Source organism: Nitrincola schmidtii (assembly GCF_008973715.1).
In the GTDB taxonomy this organism is placed as follows: Bacteria; Pseudomonadota; Gammaproteobacteria; order Pseudomonadales; family Balneatricaceae; genus Nitrincola; species Nitrincola schmidtii.
The window spans coordinates 38,134-59,379 of the sequence record NZ_WBOL01000006.1; the positions used below are offsets into that span (position 1 = coordinate 38,134).

The window sequence follows — 21,246 nt, forward strand, 5'->3', positions numbered from 1 at the left end:
CCCGCGCTCCAGTAGATACATTAAATTTCCATTAAATCCGACTCTTTTTGAGCCAGCAATGTGTCCACTTCCGATACAAACTTATCGGTCAATTTTTGAACTTGATCTTCACCACGACGCTCTTCATCTTCGCTGATCGACTTTTCTTTCAGAAGATCTTTAATATTACTGTTAGCGTCACGGCGAATGTTACGAATGGCAATTTTAGCGTTTTCCGCTTCTCCTTTTGCCTGCTTGATATAAACCTTACGAGTTTCTTCAGTCAGCGCAGGCATAGGCACACGAATGACATCACCCGCAGTGTTGGGGTTAATCCCTAAATCAGACTTCATAATTGCTTTCTCAACCTCGGGCACCATCTTCTTTTCCCAAGGAATGATGGTTAAGGTACGAGAGTCTTCAACATTGATATTAGCCACTTGCGAAATAGGCATCATCGATCCGTAATAAGAGACTTGCACACTATCCAGAATACTGGGATGAGCTCGTCCAGTACGGATTTTCTTAAAATTTTCCACTAACGAGTCGATGCTCTTCGCCATACGCGTTTCAGCATCTTTAGTAATTTCATTCAGCATAGGTTTCTCCTGCAGCCGGCCCAGCGTCAATTAACGTTCCTTCATCACCACCCATAATCAGATTAACGAGTGCGCCATGTTTGTTCATATTAAACACTCGCACTGGCATATCATGATCACGGGTAAGACAGATCGCTGTCATATCCATGACGCCTAACTGTTTATCCAAGACTTCATCAAAACTTAGGTGTTTATAGCGCTTAGCGGTTGGATCTTTCATTGGATCCGCTGTATATACGCCATCAACCTTAGTGGCTTTAACAACCACATCGGCTTCGATTTCAATGCCACGTAGACACGCAGCAGAATCGGTTGTAAAGAAAGGATTTCCTGTACCTGCGGCAAAGATAACAACATCTTGTTGGCGCAGGTAGCGCATAGCATTACGACGATCATAATGATCGACAACACCTGACATAGGAATAGCAGACATAACTCGCGTGGCAATATTGCACCGCTCTAGCGCATCTCTCATCGCCAATGCGTTCATCACGGTTGCCAGCATGCCCATATGGTCGCCAGTCACACGATCAAGACCCGCCGCACTGAGTGCAGCACCGCGAAATAGGTTACCACCACCTATCACAATACCAATTTGCACTCCAATACCAACTAATTGGCCAATTTCAAGGGCCATACGATTAAGTACTTTTGGGTCAATACCGAAATTTTCATCGCCAAGTAGCGCTTCGCCACTGAGCTTAAGAAGAATACGTTTGTATCTAGATTGTTTATCAGCGCTCGGCATCGATAGGTTCTCCGCACTCAATAAGATGACACAGTGTACAAGAAAACGGCGCGATTACGCAGTTTTTTTAATGAATGGATACAGCATTCATATTAAAGCCAGACAGGCATAGCCTTGTCTGGCTTTAATGTTGAGACAGTCATGTCTCGCTAGTAAGGTTTAACCCTTTAGCTGTTCTGCAACTTCTGCTGCGAAGTCTTTCTTCTCAACTTCGATACCTTCACCCACACCGATACGGACGAAAGATACCACATCAGCACCAGCTGACTTAACCAGCTGAGCCACTGTTTGCTCAGGGTTTTTAACAAACGCCTGCTCAACCAAGCTGTTTTCAGCCAAGAATTTCTTAATACGGCCCACAGCCATTTTTTCTTTGATCTCTTGTGGCTTACCTTCCATATCAGGCTGCGCCATAATGATCTCTTTTTCACGAGTTAACTCTTCCTGAGGCATATCTTCAGGCTTAGCAACACGAGGATTCACAGCCGTGACATGCATTGCAACGTCGCGAGCCAATTCAGCATTACCCGCTGTCAAAGCAACAATCGCTGCTAGACGATTAGTGCTGTGAACATAACCATCAACCATGGCACCTTCAACCAAGAAGACGCGACGAACGCTGATGTTTTCACCGATTTTCTGAACTAAGGCTTCACGAGCAGCTTCCAGATCACCTGCCATTAGGGCAGCAACATCGGTTTGCTTCTCAGAGAACGCTTTAGCCAATACTTTTTCCACGAAACCTAGGAAGTTGTCATCACGAGCAACGAAGTCAGTCTCAGAGTTCACTTCAACGGCAACCGCGTAGCTGTTATCGTCTGCAACACGCAACGCAACAACACCATCAGCCGCAGTACGACCTGCTTTTTTAGCTGCTTTCATACCTGAAGATTTACGCAGATCATCAATCGCTCTTTCGATATCGCCTTCAGCTTCAACCAGTGCTTTTTTGCACTCCATCATACCCAAACCGGTACGCTCACGAAGCTCTTTAACCATTGCAGCAGAGATATTCGCCATTTCCTAAATCCTCAAACTCAATTAATCATTACTCTAGTCGAAAAAAGGGGAGCATCGCTCCCCTCATCGGAATCTGTTCAGCTTGTCATATCAAGCTTACAAGCTGATTACTCAGCAGCAGTTTCTTCGACTTCTACGAATTCGCTTTTGTCAGTTACAGTTTTACCCTGACCTTCAATGCAGGCATCTGCAATTGAACGAGCATAAATCTGAATTGCACGAAGCGCATCGTCGTTACCTGGAATTACATAATCAACGCCATCTGGATTGCTGTTAGTATCAACAATACCAATAACTGGAATACCTAGCTTGTTAGCTTCATTGATTGCAATACGCTCATGGTCAACATCAATAACGAAAAGCGCATCTGGAAGACCGCCCATCTCTTTGATACCGCCGATTGAACGCTCAAGCTTTTCCATTTCACGAGCACGCATCAGTGCTTCTTTTTTGGTCAACTTGTCGAAAGTACCATCTTGAGACATCGTTTCAAGCTCACGCAAACGACGGATAGACTGACGAATCGTTTTGTAGTTGGTCAACATACCACCTAACCAACGATGATTCACGTAAGGCATTCCTGCACGGACTGCTTCTTCACGGATCACTTTACCCGCTGCGCGCTTAGTACCAACAAACATAATTTTGTTTTTGTTTGAGGCCATATTGTGAACAACATCAAGGGCATTGTTCAGAGCTGGCAGGGTGTGCTCTAGGTTGATGATATGAATCTTGTTACGCGCACCGAAAATGTATTTAGTCATTTTCGGGTTCCAGTAACGAGTCTGGTGACCGAAGTGAACGCCTGCTTTTAGCAGGTCACGCATTGAAACTCTTGCCATTTCAAATATTTCCTGTAGTGGGTTTAACCTCCACCTACCCCATCTCTCCACTGCCTAAGGCAGCACCCAGAAAGCCTGTGCCGGTAAGTGTGTGTGTTAATGTGTGCAAAGCACGGTTTTTTTGGAGCGCATTTTATACCACAGACAATATTTTTTTTAAAGTAAATTATCTCACCGTCGCGCTCAAACACTATACTTCACTCATCTTCTTCACTATATCCGAGCGTATTAATCGGGTATCGTTATCACTTAACTGAGTTATTCGCTACAATGGTTGAAGAAATATACACGAAACTCTTATCTTAAAGATATCACAGCATACACAGCCCTCTTAATAGGCTAACGAGCACAAGCCTAGGAGGAGCAAATCAGATTAGGAAAATATCAGAGCCATGAGTATCAGCCTGAAAACAGCCGACGAAATTGAGAAAATGCGAGTTGCCGGCAAGCTTGCTGCTGAAGTACTAGAAATGATCGAACCCCATGTTCAGACTGGGGTTACCACCAACGAACTGAATCAAATCTGCCACGATTACATTATCAATACCCAAAAAGCCATCCCCGCTCCTTTGAACTACCATGGCTTTCCTAAGTCCATCTGTACATCTGTGAACCAAGTGGTATGTCACGGCATTCCCAACGACAAAGCGTTGAAGGATGGCGATATCATTAACATTGACATCACCGTTATTAAAGACGGGTTTCATGGCGACACCAGCAAGATGTTTTACGTGGGAAATGTTCCTGATCATGCTAAACGCCTCTGTGAAATCACACAAGAATGTTTATACAAAGCCATTGCACTGGTGAAGCCGGGCGCCCGCCTAGGCGACATTGGTGAAATCATCCAAAAACACGCGGAAAAGAATCACTACAGTGTCGTGCGAGAGTATTGCGGTCATGGCATAGGCAGTGAATTTCACGAAGACCCACAGGTACTCCATTATGGTAAAGCCGGCACGGGTGAGACGCTTCGCGAAGGCATGACGTTTACGATTGAGCCGATGATCAATGCTGGAAAACGCCAAGTTAAGTTATCTAAACGCGATGGATGGACCGTAGAAACCGCAGATCGACGCTTGTCTGCCCAATGGGAGCATACTCTATTGGTCACTACAGATGGCGTAGAAGTATTAACACGCCGTTCAGAAGAGCCCTTTTAATCATGAGCCAGACACCTGTCTACACCCAACCTGTTCCTGAATATCTTGATCTAGAAGCTGTTCGTTTCGCTTTAGATAAGGCTGAAGAAACGCCTTTAAAGATCTTAAGGAATGCTTTACGAAACTCTGAAACATTGATGAATCATGATTTTCGTGAAGGTAGCGACATTCGTAGGCTTATCTATGGTCGCGCTTGGGTGTTAGATCAGGTGTTAACCTTATCCTGGAATTTGTTTCCTTGGCCAAGCCAATCTGAAGTTGCTCTCGTTGCCGTAGGCGGCTATGGCCGAGGTGAGCTCCATCCCTTCTCAGACATCGATATACTCCTACTTACTGATAACATCGATGCGAATGAATTCTCTGAAAGCATCAGCGGGTTTTTGACGCTTTTGTGGGATCTTAAACTCGATATTGGCTCTAGCGTTCGCTCAATTAATGAATGCTATGATGAATCTCGAAACGACATTACCGTTGCGACCAATCTCATTGAATCGAGAACCCTGTGCGGCAATGCTGACCTGCAACAACGCATGTATGCCAAAGTGACATCAGAAGGCGCCTGGTCTGATAAGGAGTTTTTCAAAGCTAAACTTCAAGAACAGTCAGAGCGCCATCAACGCACCAACAACACGGAATACAACCTAGAACCTAACTTAAAAAACTCGCCAGGTGGATTGCGCGACTTGCAAACCATTGGCTGGGTCGCCAAACGCCACTTTGGTGCCACCTATTTAAGAGACTTAGTTGAACACGGCTTTGTAACTGAGAACGAACTAGAGTCACTAAACAAAGGTGAACTCTATCTCTGGACTGTTCGCTATGCCCTGCACATGCTCTGTAAACGTAGAGAAGACCGTCTCCTATTCGACCATCAACGCAGCCTAGCTGCTTTTTTTGGCTATGAGGATAAAGAAGGTGCCTTGGCAGTTGAGCAGTTTATGAGCAACTACTACCGCGTTGCTAAAGCCATGTCAGAGTTCAACGACATGCTACTGCAATATTTTGACGAAGTGATTTTACGGGGCGACGACCCGCATCAAGTCTCACCGCTAAACAGTCGCTTTCGCATTCGTAACCAGTATATTGAAGCGGCTTACGAGACGGTATTTGAACACCATCCCTTTGCCATGATGGAAGTCTTTGTTCTACTAGCCCAACATCCAGAAATCAAAGGCGTGCGTGCGTCCACGATTCGATTGATCCGCGAACACCGCCATCTGATCAATCAAGAATTCCGTCAAGATCTGCGCAACACCTCTTTATTTATGGAGCTTTTACGATCCCCTGAAGGTGTCTCTACACAACTTAAGCGGATGAACCGTTATGGCATTTTAGGTCGCTACCTTCCCGAGTTCGGAAAAATAGTGGGTCAGATGCAACATGACCTCTTTCATATCTACACCGTAGACGCTCACACACTAAAAGTCATTCAGATGATGCGCCAGTTTAGACATGAGAATATGCAACAGCATTTCCCTTTGGCTCACCGCATCATCAACCAACTGCCTAAGATTGAGTTACTTTATATAGCAGGACTCTATCACGATATCGCCAAAGGACGGGGTGGCGATCACTCTGAACTGGGCGCTGATGATGTGATCGGTTTCTGTAAACGACATCACATTGGCAAATGGGACACACAATTAGTTGCCTGGCTGGTTAGACGCCACTTACTGATGTCGATGACGGCTCAGCGAAGAGATATCTCAGATCCTGAAGTGATTCATAAGTTCGCACTTGAAGTTCGCGACATTGTCCACCTTAATTATCTATACGTACTAACGGTTGCAGATATCAACGCAACCAATCACACGCTATGGAATAGCTGGCGGGGTACATTATTGCGCCAGCTTTACACGGAAACTAAGCGCGCTTTACGTCGCGGCTTAGAAAATCCAATGAACAAAGAAGATCGAATCGAGCAATTGCAGCACGAAGCCCTTCAACTGCTAGAGCGAATGAACAAAAAAGAGGAAGAGGTGCGTAATTTCTGGAGACTTCTAGGTGATGAATACTTCATGCGAGAAGATTCTGCCAATATTGCTTGGCACACTCAGATCATTCTGGAACATGGTGATCTGCCTCTTCCGCTTATCCAAGTACACAAAACATCCTATCGTCTCTATGAAGGTGCGACAGAGATTTTCATTTATGCCGATGATCTTCCATATTTATTCCCGGCCACCGTGGCAGCACTCGATCAACTGCACTTAAACGTTGTCGATGCCCGAATTATTCCAACCGATAACGGTAGAACTCTAAACACCTACACAGTCTTAACTGAAGACAACCAACCCTTATCGGATGACCCCACTTACCTGAAAACCATTCAGCATCGCCTAACTGAAGAGCTAGACGACCCTAATGACTTCCCTGAAATCATTCAGCGACGCGTACCACGCATCCTAAAACTCTTTACTATCCCAACCAGTGTCAATTTAAGCAATGACCCTAGCAGCCAACAAACCGTGTTAGAAGTCATGACATCTGACAGACCAGGACTACTGGCGAGACTTGGACGTATTTTCGTGGAGTTTGATATCTCGGTACGCAAGGCGAAAATCTCTAACATTGGCGAGCGCGTGGAGGACTTCTTCTTTATCACCGATTCAGAGGGTAACGCCATTAGCGATCCTGAACTTTGTCAGCGATTGCAAACCGCTATTTGTGAGAAGCTAGATGAACATATACAGCATAGTAATTAAAACAGAACAACAGTTACTTGGCGGTAATATTTAAAGTTTTTCTAGCAACTCCCGATATAGATATCTACTATATCTATATCAACAGCTTCATCATGATTGGCCCATAACGAGACCCAGACCATGAAAAAACTTTTTTTACTCGCAATCTCAGCCGTTGTCTTTTTGACAGGATGCGCATCCCAACATAACACCCGCACAGATGCATTTCGTGATGAGTCGGACATTGTGATAGTCAATGTCACGGGCTATGGCGCGCCTAAAAACACCTTTGCCAATGCTGCACAGCGTCGACTGATGACCCTGAGAGCCTCTGAGCTAGATGCCTACCGCAAACTTGCCGAACAAGTAGCCGGAATCTATATCCAAGGCGACAGTGATTTGAATAACTTTATGGCAGGCAATGATCGCCTAAAAATGCAACTGAACTCTTTTATTCAAGGCGCATCCATTACTAACCAAGAAATACTTGACGATGGCGTTGGCGTGACGCAAATGACCATGCAAGTCAGCAGAAGCCAGCTGATTAGAATGCTTGAGAAAGAGAATAACCAACCCGCGAGAAGAGGAGCAGGCCTTGTTCCTGGTGGCGCTGTAAAAAGCCCTAACTACACTTTTTGATATTAGCCATACCTCAAGAGCGACAACTCTTGTGATCGTTCTAATAGCTTAATCGTTTAAGGAGGCTGTTTACACCATGCGAGTTTCGGCTAAACAGCTTCACTCTTCTGCTTTTGGGTTAATACTACTGATTGCTTGCTCAGTGACATCGATAACGCTTGCAGACAATCTTGTGGATTATAGAGTCACTAGCCACATCCCACAGCGCGTTGATAGCGAAGTCGCAAGTCTAGCTCGTGATCAGATTCGGGCTGGACATCATAAACGCTTTCTGCAACAGCAGCAGGAATCCAGCTTAATTGAAATTCCTAACAGTTTTGTTTTTGACTACCCTCCAAGCAACTCACAGGGTCAAATCACTCAGATTTTCTGGAATGAACCCGAAGCATTATTTGCCCTGATTAACCTAGGTAGAAAGCAGAATATCCTTCCGGGACACCTGTTGCATTTTTACAAAACACCGAACAATTCCGGAGGCGCTATGGTTGTATTACAAACCTTTGAAAACCGTAGCTATACCATGATACTTCAAGCACATTCGGTACCCGCCGTTAATGATCAGGTTCGATAAATTCATGAGATTCAAATATATTCTGTTTGTTATTACGTTCAGTCTATTATTCAGCTTACCAGTCATAGCCAATTCCGTGCCTACTTTTGTCGAAGCTGAAGGCAGAGCGATCATCATTAATGGTGATCTTTCTGAAGCGCGACGAGTCGCAGTAAACGAGGCCTCTGAAATCGCCACCCGTCAAGCGACGGCATTTGTCAGCGCATCAACACGCATGCAAGATGGTCAAATAGTGTCTGATAACGTTAGGTTTTCAAGCAGTGGAGTCTTAAGTGAACTCAACATCCTCGAAGAAACGTTAAGTGGTAATGAGTTGATTGTCAGAATCAGAGCTAGAATCCAACCAACACAAGGTTGCCCTGGAGGGTTACCGGAAGTTGCTTATCAGCGCAACATTGGCTTTACAGCCTTTCCACTGGTGCAGCCCTCGCAAGCAAATGCGGGTGGCTTGCATGAAATGCCTGTTCGTCTACCTGAATTGTTAGCTAGAGAACTGAAACAATTTCCAGGTTTTAATAGCCATACAGCAACCCACTTACAAATTCACCCGAATCTAGATAATGCACCAACGCAAATGCTGGATGATGGGACCTTAACGAACTTCCAACGCAGTACCGAGCAATCTAACATGCAGTTCATTGTTTCTGGTGTCATTCGTGATATACGCCAGCGCAATCCGCAAGGTGGACGCGAACCACTATTAGTGACCGATTTATTTCATCGACTTGACCCTAACAATGAACGTAATCTTCGCGCTTTTATCATGGATGTCTATGTCCATGATGCCCTATCGGGCGGACTAATCTGGCAAAAAAGGTATATGACTGCTGGGCTTTGGAATGCACGACAAACCAGAACAGGCTTCGCTACGGATGCTTTCTGGCAGCAAGACTATGGCGATAAAGTAAGGCGTGAAATGCGTCAGGTGGTCACAGATTTAAATGATCGGCTTCGTTGTGAGCCATTCACCGCTCGTATCACTCAGTCCGAGCAAAACCGTATCTGGATTAATGCGGGTAGCTTAGCTGGATTAAATCAAGGGGATCGACTGAGCGTTCTGCGTCGACAAACGCATTACAACACCATGAATGAAGGCTATCCAGAATTTGTACCTACACAAGTCACGGTAACATTGGATCGTGTTGAACCGACATTTGCGAGTGGAACGCTGAATATGCAAGCTAGTCATGTGAATATTCAGCGTGATGACTTAGTTAGAAGTCAGTAAACGACTTCTAACTGATCTTTACTGCTGTCCGCGAATCTTTATTTCAACACGACGGTTCAACGAACGCCCATGTGCGTTATCGTTAGATGCCACTGGCATTGATGGACCGTAACCTCGAGTGGTGACACGCATCGGCGAAACACCTGAGCTAATCAGGTATTGAGCTACACTTTGCGAGCGTCTTTCAGACAATTGCTGATTGTATTGAAGACTACCAGTACTATCGGTATGCCCTTCAACGTCTATCAAGGTTTGATCATATTGACGAAGAACGTTGGCAACATTATTCAGCGTTTCATGGAAGGCAGGCTCAATACGATCTTCGTTAGTCGCAAAGGTAATACTTCCAGGCATCACCAGCTGAATCTCATCACCTACACGATTGACGTCAACACCCGTACCTTGAAGCTCTTGACGAAGATGAGCTTCTTGTTGATCCATATAACGACCAATGCCACCACCGATCGCCGCACCCAATAAAGCGCCTACCAAAGCACCTTCATTTCTATTTCCAGAACCTGCCACAACAGCACCCAATGCAGCACCACCTGCTGCTCCTCCTGCCGCACCTTTGACTGTGTTTGAAGGCTGATAAGGATTTGCTGTACAACCTGCTAAAAACAATGCAGAAGCGGTGACTGTCGCTAGCACCAGTTTACCTTTCATAGATCTGCTCTCCATAAGAAACAGCTTAAAATTTAAAAGTCATTTATACATGTTTATAGCTGAACACTAGATGAAGCATAGACGCATATAGAAGACAAATCCTCTAAACGCCTAAGAATACTGGTACACTCTCAGCGTTACCGTTAAAATAGCAAGGTTTTAGCGCATTTACAGCATTTCAGCTTCAAGGAGCCATCCTCTTGTCACAGCTTCCGGTCATTGTTGGTTTCGGCGGTATTAGCCCTGCCGGTCGATCATCCTTTCATCACGGATACCGCCGTTTGATATTGGATCAGCTAGATAACAAGAGTCGAACTGAAACCTTGACTGCTTTAGCAACGCTGATGCAGCGTGCAGAATATCGCAATGGACAGTTCATCACCAAAAATGGCCAAAGCCTTGATATGAGCGGTTTAGCACAATCACTGGAAAGCCAGATCTGTGCAGACACGTTGATTCGCCGCATACACCCAGACTGGTTTGATGTAAACCAAGTGATGCTGAATAAAGCGGCAACACTAAATGCTGGCACTGATCCATTAACCTTTCGTTTGCGCAATCGCCATTTACCTCAAAATCCACCTTCGAACTGGCAGATCAGTGCACTCTCTGCCAGCGAATCTGAAGTTCGTATTAACGGCGGCTGTGAGGTTATTTTTCCTGATTTTCGTGAATCTTCGGTACAAAGTGCAGGCATGTTACCGACTGGATTTGACCCAGGATCATTGTATCAATCACGCAACCACCCTCGCGGTCTTCAGATGAGCGTTTATGCCGCTTCAGATGCGTTACGTTCTGTCGGTATTGATTTTCAGACACTAGCGGCTCAACTATCTCCCGATCAAGTTGCAGTATTTGCCAGCAACTCGATTGGACAGATGGATGATGCAGGTTTTGGTGGACTCACTAAATTCCCCGCGCTTGGGAAACGCACAACTTCCAAGCAGATGCCGTTAGGTTATGCACAAATGCCTGCTGACTTTATCAATGCCTACTTACTGGGCAATGTCGGCTTAACAGGTGGAGCTCTAGGTGCCTGTGCAACATTTTTATACAACTTGAAAAGTGGTGTTGAAGAGATACGTTCAGGACGTCGCAAGCTGGTCATGGTTGGTGGTAGTGATGCCCCTGTCACACCCGAAATCATTGAAGGTTTTCGTGCTATGGGAGCCTTGGCTGAGGATAAATACCTCATGGCATTGGATAACCTATCCAGCCTTAGTGAAGATGATTATCGTCGTGCATGCCGTCCTTTTGGTAATAACTGCGGCTTTACCATGGGCGAGTCGAGCCAATACCTAGTACTGATGAGCGATGATCTAGCGATTGAAACAGGTGCTCAAATTTTTGGGGCCGTAGGAGATGTCTTCGTCCATGCTGACGGCCATAAGAAATCCATCTCAGCACCAGGTATCGGCAACTACTTCACGCTCGGTAAGGCTGCTTCACTTGTGGAAAGCTTATTAGGCGAAACTTCGCTAAAGCACCACAGTTTTGTTCAGGCACATGGAACTAGCACACCGCAAAACCGTGTGACTGAATCTCATGTCATCAATGAAACAGCCAAAGCTTTCGGCATTCAAGACTGGACCGTATCGGCTGTTAAAGCTTATGTTGGTCACTCTCAAGGTTGTGCTGGTGGTGATCAGATCATGGCATCTTTAGGTGTCTGGCAATACGGTGTTATTCCTGGATTAACAACCACTCCAGAAATTGCCGATGATGTTCATCAATCGAACTTACATTTTCCACTTAGTCACAGAGTTGATAATCCAGAGCATATGGACAGTGTTCTCATTAATGCCAAAGGTTTTGGTGGTAACAATGCTAGTGCTGTGATTTTATCTCCTAAAGCCACTCAAGCTTTGTTAACGAAACGCTATGGTCAATCCAGCATGCATGCTTGGCAAGAGCGCAACACCAAAGTCACTGAGACTGCCAAAGCATACGACAACGAAGCAACTCATGGTCTTAGCAAACCTATCTATCTATACGATCATCAAGTGCTTACAGGTGAGGATTTGCATATAACCGATACAGAGATTCGCTTACCCGGTTATGTAAACCCCGTTTCCATCGCCGTCGAAAACCCCTATGATGACTTTAATGATTGATCTACGGATCAGCAAAATAGTTATCAAGAGTATTCTAGGAGCAAGAAGATGTTACGTTTAGCTGGTTTAACTCTAGTGTTTGCATTTTTTTTGACCGGATGCCTTAAAACAGATGGCCTCCTTCAACGTGATCCAACCGCTAATGAGTATTACAAGCTTGATACACAAGATCTCAGAGTGTGTCGTGGCGAAACGTCAAGATGCTATGCATTAGCACCGATAGCTTCAGCACGAACTGTTTTACGTCCAATGGAAGAAAAGTATGGTCGACGCGTTGCTGGGCCAAACTATCCCTTGAACTTTGCCAGAATGCTACTCAACCCACCTAATAATAGTTACACCCCTGAACGCCAAGGAGAAGGCCGCTTCTATCATTTACCGATGAATGAATATACTGATACGGCATGGTCTACGCTTGAAGATGTCTACCGTGCCTACTATGAAAATTAATTAATTCCAAACAACTCACATCCGTTACGCTGAGTCTGTTCAGCTACAGACTGCAGACTCAGCCCTCTTAGCTCAGCAATTTCCTCTGCTACTTTTACGACCATTAAAGGGCTATTAGGTTGATCCTGATAGCCTTCTAACGGCATATCGGGCGCATCCGTTTCAATCAATATCCACTCTAAGGGTAATTCACGCACCAATCGATGCTGTTTATGAGCCCTTGTGTAGGTGATCGCACCACCAAAGCCTAGCTTAAAGCCCAGTTTTGCATACTGCTTTGCATGTTCAAAGCTGCCAGAAAAGGCATGAACAACACCACCTTTTGGCAACGCATAGCGACGAAGTAAACTTAACATTCGATCATGCGCTTTGACGACATGCAAAATAACAGGCAGTTCCATTTTCCGAGCCAGCTTGAGCTGAGCTTCTAGCAACATCACTTGAACGGCTTCAGGTGCCATGCCTTCCCGCGCATCCAAGCCAATTTCACCTAGAGCACAAACATGGGAATGTTGATTTAACTGATGAGTTAATTCAGTAATCGCGTCTTCGGGATGATTATGAATAAAACAAGGATGTAAACCGAGTGCAATGGCTATCTGCGATGGCCACTGCTGTTGCAGTTGAATGATGTTTGGAAAATCTTCCAACTGAACGCCTGGCACTAGAATTTTATCGATACCCATAGTCTTCGCCTGCTGCATCAGCGGGCCGCGGTCTGCATCAAACACTGCAAAATCTAAATGACAATGGGTATCAAAAAACAACTGTGTGCCCTGCTTTTAATGCTCTCGAGTTGCTCTAAAGCGGATATCGGGCCAACGCTCTTCGGTTAAGGACAGATTAACCCGCGTAGGTGCTAAATACGTCAGTAATCCAGCGCCATCCAATGCTAAGTTGTCATAACCTTTACGTCTAAACTCATCGAGCATCTTATTATCGCTACACTCAACCCAGCGCGCTGTTTGCACGGTAATGGGCTCATATAGACATTCCACTTTGTATTCATCTTTCAAGCGATAAACCACTACTTCAAACTGAAGCTGACCCACCGCACCTAGGATTAAGTCATTATTTTTCAGCGGCATAAAGAGCTGAACAGCGCCTTCTTCTGATAACTGCTGCAAACCTTTTTGTAACTGTTTCATTTTCAGAGGATCTTTAGGACGTACCCGACGGAACATCTCTGGAGCAAAGTGCGGAATTCCGGTAAATTTCAGCGATTCACCTTCGGTAAAGGTATCACCAATTTGAATCGTGCCATGGTTATGCAAACCAATAATATCGCCTGACCAAGCTTCTTCAACGTTCTCACGATCACCAGCAATGAAGGTCACGGCGTCAGCAATACGCACATCTTTGCCGGTACGCACATGACGCATTTTCATACCACGTGTATAACTTCCCGAGCAAATACGCATAAAGGCGATACGATCACGATGCTTGGGATCCATATTGGCTTGAATCTTGAAAATAAAGCCAGTGAATTTTTCCTCATCAGCGGCGACATCACGGGTTTCTGTTGGACGAGCGGGAGGGGCTGGAGCCCACTGCACAAAGTCGTCTAGCATTTCACGCACACCAAAGTTACCCAGCGCCGTACCGAAAAAGACCGGTGTTAACTTACCGTCCAAGTAGGCTTGCACATCCCAATGATGTGTAGCCCCTTTCACTAACTCTATCTCATCGACAAAGCTATCATACTCATCATCCAATAAGGCACGCGCTTCATCGGATTCTAGGCCCTGAATGCGCTTATCTTCGGCAAGTGCATGCCCCATACCCGGTGTAAAGATATGAATAGTATCGGTATAAAGGTTATAGACACCCTTAAACCATTTACCCGAACCGATAGGCCAGTTTATTGGCGCAGCCTCGATTTTCAGGACTTCTTCAATCTCATCCAGTAGCTCGATGGGATCACGGATATCACGGTCTAATTTGTTTACAAAGGAAAAAATGGGTGTATCTCTTAAACGACACACTTCCATTAATTTAATGGTACGTTCCTCTACACCTTTCGCACCATCGACCACCATCAAGGCAGAATCGACGGCAGTTAGTGTACGATAGGTATCCTCAGAGAAATCCTCATGCCCCGGAGTATCCAGAAGATTTACCGTTCGATCCTTGTAAGGAAACTGCATAACAGAAGAGGTTATAGAAATACCGCGCTCTTGCTCCATCGTCATCCAGTCAGAGGTTGCATGGCGATCACTTCCACGACCCTTGACCGTTCCGGCTACCTGGATCAACTGACCGATCAATAACAGCTTTTCAGTGATGGTGGTTTTACCCGCATCCGGGTGCGAGATGATAGCAAAGGTTCTTCGCTTATTAATTTCAGTGTGAAGAGTGCTAGCACCCATGCTTAAAACCCCTTAAAAAGTTCTTTAATCGAAAGCTGATTCAGTTATGACTCTGATGAGCCAATAGAGGCCGGCATTCTAACAAATAACGCTTCTACGATACACAACCGATCAACATAGTCGATTAATTCCGCTCATCAATCCAACCGATATTGATCATGGCATGAACGACAGCTTTGCAGGGTTTGACGGAATAGATCTCTCGTTTCACGGTTGTTGCCAGCCTTTGAGGCTTCGGCCATGTTGGCGGTAATTTCGATAAAGGTTTGCATGCGCTGATCAAAGTCTTCTCGGCTGTCCCAAACTCTTGATAAGGCGCGACTGTCTATGTTTCGACTTTCTTCAGTAAAGCCTTCATGTGCAAGTGCCCCCAAACGACTTAGCGTGTCCGCGCGATAGGCAAAAGCTTCTTCTGAATAGGCTTGACTACGATGCATAGGGTTCAAGACGTTCAACTGGAACTCCATTAAACGAAACGCAGATTGTCGATATTCAACACTGCTTTCAGGTCTTATATTATCAGCACTGACAAAACTAGCAGCCAATAACAAACCAAGGGATAGAACTGTTTTTTTCATAGCTTTCTGTAATCTCTTATTTAATCAACAAATTCTTATATGCGACATTCTGACGCGCCCCGAGTTCCTCTAAAACCTTTATAATGACTTTATCTTAACGGAGGCTTTAGTGAATCGACATCAACAACACCTACTCCATCTTAGCTATATTCGAACGCTCATCTTAGCAGTGGCGTGTGTTGCCCTCTTTATTGCCATTTCGCAACTACGCTTAACGCCCAATCTATGGCTGACCGGGTTATGTTTAGTTGCACTGATTTCATTAAACATCATGACCTACATTAGGCTTCACTCTCGATGGCCTGTTTTAGATGCCGAGTTTTTTGCCCAACTCTGTGCTGATGTGGTCATATATGCCGCCTTACTCTATCAGTTTGGAGGTGCCAGTAATCCGTTTATCTTTGTTTTATTAATTCCGTTAATCATCACTGCAACGACGTTACCGAAACGCTTTACCCTGCTTATGGCGCTTATTGTCGGTGCACTTTACAGCTCTTTGATGTTTAACTTCCTACCTTTATTGGACTTTTCAGCCTCACATCAACACACGCTGGTACAGCTTTTTCAGCAACATATCACAGGCTTATGGATTAGCTTTCTACTGACCGTGGGCGTCATCAGTATCTATGTGGTGCAAATGCGTAACGCACTGATGGAAAGAGACTTAGAACTCCATAAAGAACGAGAGCGCAGTATTCATGACCGACAAGTACTCACCTTGGCGACCCTTGCAGCGGGGACAGCTCATGAGCTACGTACACCTTTATCAACTTTAAAAGTCATACTGAGTGACCTACAGCAAGAGCACCCAGAATTGAATGAAGATCTTAGCCTGATGCAGCAACAGGTTGATATTTGTAAACATAAATTACAGCAATTAACGCAAGATGCGAGTCAAAGTAAATGCGTTGCCCAGCCTTTGGATCAATTTTTATCAAAGCTATTAAGTGCTTGGCAACTCATGCGACCTGAAGCTCGCTATCAACTGGCAACCTTTCATGATGATACTCCATTAATTCAATCCAGCATGATGCTACAACAGGCGTTTATTAACCTGTTAAACAATGCGTTAGATGCTAGTCAAAAGCCAGTTGAGATTTCTATCTCTGATGTTAATCAACAGTTTGTCACGATTAACATTCGAGATTTCGGCCCGGGATTGACTCCTGAACAGCTAGCCAACATGGGCAAACCCTTTTTCACCACCAAAGGCGGATTAGGAATTGGCTTGTTTTTAACCGTGACATCTTTAGCCAGTCAAGAAGGTGAAGTTAGGCTATACAATCACCCCGAAGGCGGAACACTGACAGAGGTAAAACTTCCCATTATTGACGCCAACTCACAGGAGTCGTCGCATGTCTGAAAAGCGTTTTTTGATCGTCGATGATGATGAAACCTTTGCGCGCGTTTTAGCGCGATCTCTCACTCGACGGGGCTTTCAAGTGTCTACAGCTCACTGTGCAGAGGAAGTGGAACATATAATTAAAAAACATGATTTCGACTTCGCCACGCTAGACTTGAAAATGGAAGGGGCTTCAGGTTTAACACTCATCCCGTTATTGCGTCAGCGCTTTCCAGATATACGCATGCTGATGTTGACCGGCTATGCCAGCATTGCCACAGCGGTAGATGCAATAAAGCTGGGCGCCAATCAATACCTCCCCAAGCCTGCTGATACCGATCAAATTCTGGCAGCACTTGAAGTGGAGCAACCTGATATCGATCAGCCAGTAGAATCTGAACCTATGTCAGTGAACCGACTGGAGTGGGAACATATACAACAGGTGTTACATCAGCATGACGGCAACATCTCAGCAACAGCTCGTGCACTGAATATGCACCGTCGCACGCTGCAACGAAAATTAGCCAAATATCCGGTAAAACGCTAACAACAAAACCACGAAAGCTTATTGATCATCGATATACGCCTTCGCATCAAAAGTGCGTATCCAGTCAGGATGAAACACCATCATACCGGTCATGATAATGCCGTTAATTAGCCCTTCAGGAACCATAATTAACGGCAGGTATTGCGCATAGTCATGATAGATCTTGTACCAAGGGTAAATGCCATCTAACCATAAAATCATCGCCATAGAGAAACCGGATACACCAACGGCTACACCCGCACCGGCGAAGGCACAGAGGAACATGTAGATAAAGAAATTTTTCGGTAGCTTGGCCTCTACGAGACGCAGTATCAAAATACTAACCCCTGCCGGAATCAAAATATTGCAAACAAGATTGATCGGAAGCATCTGCCAAGTTTCAATACCTAACAGTGTCATCACAAGCATGACGATAGAGCCCACCAGTACCGCCAAATCCCAACCAAACATCAAGGTTAAGGTGGTAATACCCAGAAAATAGATAGTTAAATAATCGGTGACTCCCGCGCGCAATTGCCAGAGTAGCACCAGTATCACGGCTGATCCAAACAACAGATGTTGAATGCCTCGCTCACGCATAATAATGCCCCAAGGCACTCGACGGATAATAAAGATAAGCGCTATGGCATACACGACAGCACTTCCCCATATCCAATACTGACTGAGCACTCCGGTGCTGATATTCATTAAATAGGCCTAATATTGGTTAAAGATTAACACCCATGAGCAAAGCATCTTCACGCTGACCGGCTTGCTCTGTTTCGTAGTAACCTTTACGACGTCCTTCAAGGGAAAGACCACTTGTCGCATACAAAGCAATAGCAGCCTTATTTGAAGCTCTTACTTCTAGCATCAAACGCTCGGTACCCTGATCTTTCAGCAGGTTCAATAACGCCATCATCACCTGCTTACCGATTCCTTTTCGGCGATGGCTAGGATCGACAGCAATTCTGAGTAATTCTGCTTCATTGAGGACAATAGAGCATTGTGCATAAGCCAGTAATTGATCCGACGCAAACAAAGCAAAGGTCTGTGGTAAATAATGCTGCCATAAACTTTCTGACCAAGGATCATCAAAGCAAATACGCTCTATCTCTCGAGCTTTGTTGATTTGTTCAGGCGACAATTGATCAAAGTTGAAGTGTTTTAGCTCGTCATTCGTGCTCATAGTAACGCTTGTAGATCTCGCCAGCAGTCGGCTTTAAACTCAGGCAGTTTCAGCATGTGCATCAGGCTGTAACTCACCTGAGTTTTCACACCACTTCGCAGTGAAAACGTCAGACCTCTCATCGCTTCAAGCGACTGATCCTGCTCTAACAACCATTGAGCTGCCGGTTCACCTAACAATAAGATACGCTTAATAGGGTGTGTTTTTAACGCGACGGCTAACTGTCGTCGCACAGAATTTTGCGCTTCTTCACCACCTTGATTCAGATGAGAGCCTGCGAAAGCCGGCCAAAGATGAGTATCAATCGCCTCGAGATTGACTTCTGCTCCTATAGAACGACACACACCGATCAAGAGTTTTTTGTAAGCAGGGTTGATGGCATCACGGGCATGAGGCGGCAAACTGTCTATCACCAGCAGATCACCCGCCGGTATAAAGGCTAACGAGTAACGAGGATTTTTAAAGCGCTCGGGTAAGGGTACTTCTTCGACTGCAGAAGATTCATCAACTATTACCGCTGTATCAGATACCGGTGCTGCTTTAGCTGGAAAAGAAACAGATGGTTCATCGATAACCATATTCGACAAGGCGGCCTGCCGAGAGCTTTGAATAGCGTCAGTATTCAACGTTCTCGGTGGACGATCTATTATATTTGTCTGTGGGTTAACCGAAGCCGTCATTGACGACTCGTCAACAGAGGGTTGATCAACGTCAACAACCTCTTTTGGCGGCCAAACAAACTCAGCGACCCAGGCTGCAGATGCAGGTGCATGGGTCAGCACCTGACGAGGTAGCCAACGCTGTATCCCCATCGCCTGCAGATAGGTTTGCTGTTGCTCCAGTTGCTGCAAAGCCGAAAACGAACTCATACCTGAGGATGCGCCTTCTCAAGATTGGCATCCAACAGGTTTAACGCATGGATATAGGCTTTAGCAGACGCAGTGATAATATCCGTGTCAGCACCCAAGCCATTCACAATTCGACCGCCTTTTTCTAAACGTACAGTCACTTCACCTTGTGAATCGGTACCGCTGGTAATGGCATTAACAGAATAAAGCAGTAAGTTTGCACCCATATTGGCAATGGACTCGATGGCTTTCAATGCGGCATCGACCGGACCACCACCCTCTGCAGTAGCGGTTTTCTCAGCGCCTTCAACAGAAACAACCACTTGAGCAACGGGTATCTCACCTGTCTGAGAGGTGACTTGTAAACTGCTAAAACGGAACTTCTCGTAACCCGAGGTTGCTCGCGCATCGCTGACTAAAGCAATTAAGTCTTCGTCAAAGATTTCACTTTTCTTATCTGCCAAATCTTTAAAGCGAGCAAAGGCATCATTGAGCTCTGCATCCGAACTAAAGGTGGTACCTAGTTCTTCCATTCGAGTGCGGAAAGCATTTCTACCCGACAATTTACCCAACACCATTCGATTAGTATTCCAGCCGACACTTTCAGCGGTCATAATTTCATAGGTTTCACGATGCTTCAGAACGCCATCTTGGTGAATACCCGATTCGTGCGCAAAGGCGTTGGCACCGACAATCGCCTTATTCGGCTGCACCGGAAAACCGGTAATGCTGGACACTAAACGAGAGGCAGGCACTATTTGCGTGGTGTCGATACGGGTTTCCAATCCCATCACATCTTTACGCGTACGCAGTGCCATGACGATCTCTTCAAGAGAGGCGTTACCAGCACGCTCACCCAGTCCATTCACCGTACACTCAACCTGACGCGCACCCGCGGCGACCGCAGACAAAGAGTTAGCCACCGCCAAGCCTAAATCGTTATGACAGTGGACCGAGAAGATCGCTTTATCGGCATTAGGAATACGGTTTAATAACTGAGTAATGGTGTGACCAAATTCTTGTGGAACGGCATAACCCACCGTATCAGGAATATTGATCGTACCCGCCCCGGCATCAATCACTGCCTCAATGATACGACACATAAAGTCCAGCTCGGAACGACTGGCGTCTTCCAATGAAAACTCGACATCGGCGACCAAACCACGGGCACGTTTCACCGCACGAACAGCATTCTCAACCACTTGATCTGGCTGCATTTGCAATTTGTATTTCATATGGATCGGAGATGTCGCGATAAAGGTATGGATGCGTCCTGAGTTGGCATTAGCTAATGCTTCACCGGCACGATCAATGTCAGCATCGAGGGCACGAGACAAAGAACACACTGTACTCTCTTTTATGTTATCAGCAATCGCCTTGACTGCTTCAAAATCACCTTGGCTCGCGATGGCAAAACCCGCTTCAATGACATCAACACGCATCTTCTCTAACTGACGTGCAATACGAAGCTTCTCATCACGCGTCATCGATGCACCGGGGCTTTGCTCACCATCTCGTAGCGTGGTATCGAAAATAATGACATTATTCTGGCTCATGACATGGCTCCCATCGAAATCTGATTACAGCGGCAACTCAAGCGCTGCTTTATGCTTCTATTTTAATACGTATTGATGCAGAACAGCTAATCATTAACGGATTCAGTTAAGATTGATGCTGCAAGAAATGAGGGC

The 21,246-nt window shown here is 45.4% G+C and carries 21 protein-coding genes; 9 read left to right on the forward strand and 12 right to left on the reverse strand.

Annotation, left to right across the window (positions count from 1 at the left end; translation table 11 throughout):
* Positions 1-20 precede the first annotated feature (20 nt).
* From frr to rpsB, 4 genes are all read right to left on the reverse strand, one after another.
* Positions 21-578, reverse strand: coding sequence for a ribosome recycling factor (gene frr / locus F7R24_RS06735; protein ID WP_151670488.1), 558 nt, complete (start codon positions 576-578; stop codon positions 21-23).
* Positions 568-1,326, reverse strand: coding sequence for a UMP kinase (gene pyrH, locus F7R24_RS06740; RefSeq protein ID WP_151670489.1), 759 nt, complete (start codon positions 1,324-1,326; stop codon positions 568-570). The genes frr and pyrH overlap by 11 nt, the downstream gene beginning before the upstream one ends.
* A 159-nt stretch (positions 1,327-1,485) precedes the next feature.
* Complete coding sequence (tsf, locus tag F7R24_RS06745; RefSeq protein ID WP_151670490.1) at positions 1,486-2,346, reverse strand: translation elongation factor Ts; 861 nt, start codon at positions 2,344-2,346, stop codon at positions 1,486-1,488.
* A gap of 107 nt (positions 2,347-2,453) precedes the next feature.
* Positions 2,454-3,188 (reverse strand): 30S ribosomal protein S2, encoded by a 735-nt coding sequence (rpsB, locus tag F7R24_RS06750; protein WP_151670491.1) that lies wholly within the window; start codon positions 3,186-3,188, stop codon positions 2,454-2,456.
* 392 nt (positions 3,189-3,580) lie between these two features.
* Here rpsB and map point away from each other — a divergent pair, with 392 nt between their 5' ends.
* The 5 genes from map (at position 3,581) to F7R24_RS06775 (ending at position 9,473) form a co-directional block, all read left to right on the forward strand.
* Positions 3,581-4,351, forward strand: a complete 771-nt coding sequence (gene map, locus F7R24_RS06755) for a type I methionyl aminopeptidase (RefSeq protein WP_151670492.1) — start codon at positions 3,581-3,583, stop codon at positions 4,349-4,351.
* 2 nt (positions 4,352-4,353) lie between these two features.
* Complete coding sequence (locus F7R24_RS06760) at positions 4,354-7,056, forward strand: [protein-PII] uridylyltransferase (protein WP_151670493.1); 2,703 nt, start codon at positions 4,354-4,356, stop codon at positions 7,054-7,056.
* A gap of 120 nt (positions 7,057-7,176) precedes the next feature.
* Positions 7,177-7,674 (forward strand): LPP20 family lipoprotein, encoded by a 498-nt coding sequence (locus F7R24_RS06765; protein ID WP_151670494.1) that lies wholly within the window; start codon positions 7,177-7,179, stop codon positions 7,672-7,674.
* A 76-nt stretch (positions 7,675-7,750) separates the two neighbouring features.
* Positions 7,751-8,245, forward strand: a complete 495-nt coding sequence (locus F7R24_RS06770; protein ID WP_151670495.1) for a hypothetical protein — start codon at positions 7,751-7,753, stop codon at positions 8,243-8,245.
* Between the two features lie 4 nt (positions 8,246-8,249).
* Complete coding sequence (locus F7R24_RS06775; RefSeq protein WP_168926787.1) at positions 8,250-9,473, forward strand: flagellar assembly protein T N-terminal domain-containing protein; 1,224 nt, start codon at positions 8,250-8,252, stop codon at positions 9,471-9,473.
* Positions 9,474-9,491: 18 nt separating this feature from the next.
* Here the strand turns inward: F7R24_RS06775 and F7R24_RS06780 are convergent, their stop codons facing one another.
* Complete coding sequence (locus F7R24_RS06780; RefSeq protein ID WP_151670497.1) at positions 9,492-10,139, reverse strand: YiaD family glycine zipper/OmpA-like lipoprotein; 648 nt, start codon at positions 10,137-10,139, stop codon at positions 9,492-9,494.
* Between the two features lie 200 nt (positions 10,140-10,339).
* Between F7R24_RS06780 and F7R24_RS06785 the strand changes: the two genes are divergently transcribed.
* A complete protein-coding gene (locus F7R24_RS06785) occupies positions 10,340-12,253 on the forward strand; it encodes a beta-ketoacyl synthase (protein WP_151670498.1) in 1,914 nt (637 codons plus the stop codon).
* Positions 12,254-12,301: 48 nt separating this feature from the next.
* A complete protein-coding gene (locus F7R24_RS06790; RefSeq protein ID WP_151670499.1) occupies positions 12,302-12,703 on the forward strand; it encodes a hypothetical protein in 402 nt (133 codons plus the stop codon).
* Here the strand turns inward: F7R24_RS06790 and F7R24_RS06795 are convergent.
* The 3 genes from F7R24_RS06795 to F7R24_RS06805 all read right to left on the reverse strand — a co-directional run bounded on the left by F7R24_RS06795 (position 12,700) and on the right by F7R24_RS06805 (position 15,650).
* Positions 12,700-13,470, reverse strand: a complete 771-nt coding sequence (locus F7R24_RS06795; RefSeq protein WP_151670500.1) for a TatD family hydrolase — start codon at positions 13,468-13,470, stop codon at positions 12,700-12,702. The genes F7R24_RS06790 and F7R24_RS06795 overlap by 4 nt on opposite strands.
* Positions 13,471-13,485: 15 nt before the next feature.
* On the reverse strand, positions 13,486-15,072 hold the full coding sequence (locus F7R24_RS06800) for a peptide chain release factor 3 (RefSeq protein WP_151670501.1): 1,587 nt from the start codon (positions 15,070-15,072) through the stop codon (positions 13,486-13,488).
* A gap of 137 nt (positions 15,073-15,209) precedes the next feature.
* Positions 15,210-15,650 carry a c-type cytochrome gene (locus F7R24_RS06805; RefSeq protein WP_151670502.1) on the reverse strand — a complete coding sequence of 147 codons (441 nt, stop codon included), beginning with the start codon at positions 15,648-15,650 and terminating at the stop codon, positions 15,210-15,212.
* A gap of 109 nt (positions 15,651-15,759) precedes the next feature.
* Between F7R24_RS06805 and F7R24_RS06810 the strand changes: the two genes are divergently transcribed.
* Both F7R24_RS06810 and F7R24_RS06815 read left to right on the forward strand, forming a co-directional pair.
* Complete coding sequence (locus F7R24_RS06810) at positions 15,760-17,013, forward strand: ATP-binding protein (RefSeq protein WP_240776021.1); 1,254 nt, start codon at positions 15,760-15,762, stop codon at positions 17,011-17,013.
* Entirely contained in the window at positions 17,006-17,539 is a 534-nt protein-coding gene (locus F7R24_RS06815) for a response regulator transcription factor (protein WP_151670503.1), read from the forward strand. The genes F7R24_RS06810 and F7R24_RS06815 overlap by 8 nt, the downstream gene beginning before the upstream one ends.
* An 18-nt stretch (positions 17,540-17,557) precedes the next feature.
* Here the strand turns inward: F7R24_RS06815 and F7R24_RS06820 are convergent, their stop codons facing one another.
* From F7R24_RS06820 to F7R24_RS06835, 4 genes are read right to left on the reverse strand one after another with little or no spacing between them, the layout of a single operon-like run.
* Positions 17,558-18,226, reverse strand: a complete 669-nt coding sequence (locus F7R24_RS06820) for an energy-coupling factor ABC transporter permease (protein ID WP_151670504.1) — start codon at positions 18,224-18,226, stop codon at positions 17,558-17,560.
* A 19-nt stretch (positions 18,227-18,245) separates the two neighbouring features.
* Positions 18,246-18,707: a ribosomal protein S18-alanine N-acetyltransferase gene (gene rimI, locus F7R24_RS06825; RefSeq protein ID WP_151670505.1), complete on the reverse strand. Its 462-nt coding sequence runs from the start codon at positions 18,705-18,707 to the stop codon at positions 18,246-18,248.
* Positions 18,704-19,576: a uracil-DNA glycosylase family protein gene (locus tag F7R24_RS06830; RefSeq protein WP_151670506.1), complete on the reverse strand. Its 873-nt coding sequence runs from the start codon at positions 19,574-19,576 to the stop codon at positions 18,704-18,706. The genes rimI and F7R24_RS06830 overlap by 4 nt, the downstream gene beginning before the upstream one ends.
* Positions 19,573-21,111, reverse strand: coding sequence for a 2-isopropylmalate synthase (locus F7R24_RS06835; RefSeq protein WP_151670507.1), 1,539 nt, complete (start codon positions 21,109-21,111; stop codon positions 19,573-19,575). Before F7R24_RS06835 ends, F7R24_RS06830 begins: the two co-directional genes overlap by 4 nt.
* Between the last annotated feature and the right edge of the window lie 135 nt (positions 21,112-21,246).